General features: G+C 43.5%; 4 protein-coding genes. 1 reads left to right on the plus strand and 3 read right to left on the minus strand.

Annotated elements, in window-relative coordinates; all coding sequences use genetic code 11:
* The coding region (locus A3757_RS27660) for a hypothetical protein (RefSeq protein ID WP_231878296.1) at positions 1–259 on the plus strand (259 nt) is incomplete at its 5' end.
* A gap of 19 nt (positions 260–278) precedes the next feature.
* Here the strand turns inward: A3757_RS27660 and A3757_RS15535 are convergent.
* The 3 genes from A3757_RS15535 to A3757_RS15545 all read right to left on the minus strand — a co-directional run.
* Positions 279–1,853, minus strand: coding sequence for an AMP-binding protein (locus tag A3757_RS15535; RefSeq protein ID WP_068507116.1), 1,575 nt, complete (start codon positions 1,851–1,853; stop codon positions 279–281).
* 24 nt (positions 1,854–1,877) lie between these two features.
* The gene (locus tag A3757_RS15540; protein WP_068507112.1) at positions 1,878–3,338 is read right to left on the minus strand and encodes a coniferyl aldehyde dehydrogenase; all 1,461 of its coding nucleotides are present in this window, start codon (positions 3,336–3,338) and stop codon (positions 1,878–1,880) included.
* 130 nt (positions 3,339–3,468) lie between these two features.
* A partial coding sequence (locus A3757_RS15545) for a GMC oxidoreductase (protein ID WP_231878297.1) occupies positions 3,469–3,774 on the minus strand: 306 nt, incomplete at its 5' end.

Below are 3,774 nucleotides of genomic sequence, written 5' to 3' on the forward strand. Positions count from 1 at the left end.
CGGGACCGAAAGCATTGCTGCCGCTTCTTTAGACATGAGATTTTCTCCGTTATTGTTAGTAAAACAATCTTATCGGGAGACGCAGGCCAGGGTTATGGCCCTAGGTGTCATGTCACAGTCAATTCGTGTCGTTTTAGTGGAACGAAAGCATATTTCAAACAAAAAAAGGGTGCCATTTGGGCACCCTAAAAACCTGAATAAATATCAAAACATAGCTAACCGAAATCTATGGCAAAATCACGGGGCTCGTTTTGTTTGATGACTTTGTTTAAAGTCATTTAGGAAGCAGGTCTCAGCTCCCTTCGCAGTATTTTCCCAACAGTTGATTTAGGCAATTCTTCTAGTACGACCACTTTCTTGGGAACCTTATAAGCGGTCAGCACTTTGCGGCAGTGTTCAATAATTTCTTTTTCTGTTGCTTCATTTTTTAGTACAACATAAGCACATACTTTTTCACCTGAAATGTCATCAGCTTCACCAATTACGGCTGCTTCTAGAATTTGCGGAAAACTGGTTAATACTTCTTCAACTTCATTTGGATAGACGTTAAATCCTGAAACAATAATCATATCTTTTAGACGGTCAACAATTTTTAGCTTACCGTCATCAGTCCATTCGCCCATATCACCCGTTTTGAAAAAGCCATCTTCAGTTAATGCCTTTGCGGTTTCATTTGGCATATTCCAATAACCACTCATCACTTGAGGGCCTTTAGCGACGATCTGTCCGCGACCTTCAGATACGGGTTGATCGTCATCATTCCAAAGCTGAATTTCTGTATCAGAAAGAGGTGTCCCAACTGTGCCTATTTCTTCATTGCCAGGTTCATTAAGGCAGAGGACCGGAGATGTTTCTGATAACCCATAGCCTTCAGAAATACTGCAGCCTGTTACATCTTTCCATATTTCACTGGCATTAGAGGTTAAGGCAGTTCCACCCGAGACGGTCAATCGCAGTGCTGAAAAATCTAGCGCTTTAAATTCTTCCTGCATACAAAGACCGACGAAGAGAGTGTTGATCCCTGATATGCCGGTAAATTCGAAAGGTTTGATGGCATTAATAAAGGCGTTAAGATCCCTAGGGTTAGGAATGAGTACATTGAGATTGCCTTTGCTCGCAAACATAATCATATTCACTGTAAAGGCATAGATATGGTAGAGGGGTAATGGGCACACAAATATCTCTTGCCCTTCTCTACACCCTGTAGCAAGTCTATCCAAACATTGTTTAGCATTACTTATGACATTTCGGTGGCTTAAACAAGCACCTTTAGAAACGCCAGTTGTGCCTCCAGTGTACTGGAGCATACATAAATCATCTGGGCCAATATCTTTACGGGCTTGCAATTTAGCCTGATCAAAATCATTGAGGATTTGGCTAAAAGAGTGGCAACCCTCTGGAGCAGGCGTCGGGGAGTCGCTTAGTAAATCCGCAGCACCTGTTGAAATCACTAGCTCCAGCGCCGTATCACCCTTGATTTTTTCTAAGTTGGGCAACAGGTCTTCTAGAATAATTATCGCCTTGGCACCTGAATCTGAGAATTGATGCTGCATTTCTCTAGGCGTGTAAAGAGGGTTTGTGTTTACCACGACTAAACCAGCACGCAACGCGGCGTAAGCAGCAATTGGGTACTGGCTTAGATTTGGCAGCTGTATCACTATCCGGTCACCCTGATTTAGGTTCTCTTGCTGCTGTAAGAAACAGGCCAAAGCCTTAGATTTAGCATCGATTTCAGCAAAGGATAATGTTTGCCCGAGACATGAATAAGCTGGTTTTTCTGCGTATTTTTGAAGAAAGCCCTCTAAAAAGTCGGCTAGGTTGTTGCGTGAGAGTGTTGTGTTTATCTGTGTCATCGGTAACCCCAAAGGTGTTTATTATTATGAATCTAGATTAGGTGGGCCTAGCAGCTCTTTATCTGCCTTACCTAGAAATAGTTTCATCGATAATTTCTGAATAATGGTTCCGTAGGGAGGATAGAATAAACCAATCGGAAAGAATCGATGTCGTTGAAAAGTCGATCGGGCATGGGATAGCTCACGAAACCCTTCTTCGCCATGGTAACTGCCCATACCTGAATTACCCACGCCACCAAAAGGCATGTCGTGATTGAATGCATGCCAGCCCCAATCATTAATGCTTACTCCACCAGACAGCGTGTTTTTCATAATTGTGTCTCGTATGGATTTATCATGGCCGAATAAATAGAGTGCTAGAGGGCGTTCCCGGTCGTTTATAAAGTCAATTACTTCGTTGATATTATCGTAGGGAATCACAGGCAAAATTGGACCGAATATTTCTTCTTGCATCAAATTCATATTGAGATCAGGGTTCTTTACAATATGAAGCGGGTACTGCCGCCCCTTGCCAATAGAACCGCAAACGGTTATGTCTGCCCGATGCGCTTTCGCGTCGTCAATTAGGCGCCTGAAACGTTCGTCTGCGCGGTCGTCTACCAATGAGGTGTAATGTTCACTACCGGAAGTCGAGGGATGCATTTTTATAAACTGTTTCTTTACGGCCTCAACAAACTCATCAATATTATTTCTAGGTACTAACGCATAGTCAGGTGCTAAACAGACTTGACCGCTATTCATGGCCTTACCATGCGCAATTCGCTTAGCGGCATCATTCAGGTTGGCGCCTTCACACACAACTGCCGGCGATTTTCCACCGAGTTCTAAAGTGACAGGTACCAGATTTTTAGCCGCGTTACTCATGATAATACGCCCGGTTTTAGGCGAGCCTGTAAACACCAAATGATCGAAAGGCTGCTCTGAAATTTTCATCGCATCCGGGTGGTCACCAGGCAACACATCCACCAAGTCTTCAGGAAAAATTTCGCTAAGCATTTCTTGCAGTAATGCGGCTGAGTTAGGGCAATTCTCCGGCATTTTGATCATCGCTCTGTTGCCCGCTGCCAAAGCTGCAATAAGAGGCCCTAACGCTAGGTATAAGGGAAAGTTCCATGGGCAGATGATTCCGACAACACCTTTGGGGTGGTAATGTACTTTGGCTTTATTACTTGTGAAGAGTAACTCCGTGGATCTACGACTAGGCTTCATCCACTTTTTGAGTTTGTGAACTGCATGATTGATTTCTAAAACGGGCCCGAGCACATCAATAAGTTTAGATTCAGCTGGTGCGCGCCAGCCAAAGTCTTTGGCTGCTGCAGCGGTAATGGCATCTTGGTAACGCTGAATTTGGCTACGAAGATTTAGAAGATTTTTTTTCCTCTCATTGAAGGAAGGGTAAGGATTAGCTCGAGCCGCTGACTTAAGCATAGTTAATCGTTCTTCAATAGATGTATCGTGAGTAGAAATTTTCGCCGCGCAGTTCATTTGTTTGCCTCTATTTTTATCGATTTAAACGTGCTTATGTTGTGTACTATTTGAATGTTTAATGTTCAAAAGTTGTGTATTTTATTACGTAATAGACTTATTGCTCACAAAAGTGATTTGTACTCATCATTTAGTTGAGCATGGTTGATGGTGACAATATTAGGTCGGATGCCTTTTCAGCAATCGCTATTACAGGTGCATTGGTATTGCCGCTTATTAAAGTGGGCATGATCGATGCGTCGACTACTCGTAGCTTTGAGATGCCATGAACACGCAACTGGTCGTCAACGACAGACATATCGTCATTACCCATTTTGCAGGTACCCACGGGGTGATAAACCAGACCTAAACGATCTTTGCACGCTTGCAGAATGTCTGCATCGGAGGTGATATCAGCTCCTGGGTGAACTTCGTCGCCACGATGATCATCAAAAGC

It is taken from the genome of Oleiphilus sp. HI0117 (genome assembly GCF_001635235.1).

What these genes read in the sequence shown, in the direction of transcription:
- A3757_RS15535 (WP_068507116.1), bottom strand. Translation starts at nt 1,853, where the DNA reads ATGACACAGATAAACACAACACTCTCACGCAACAACCTAGCCGACTTT.
- A3757_RS15540 (WP_068507112.1), bottom strand. Translation starts at nt 3,338, where the DNA reads ATGAACTGCGCGGCGAAAATTTCTACTCACGATACATCTATTGAAGAA.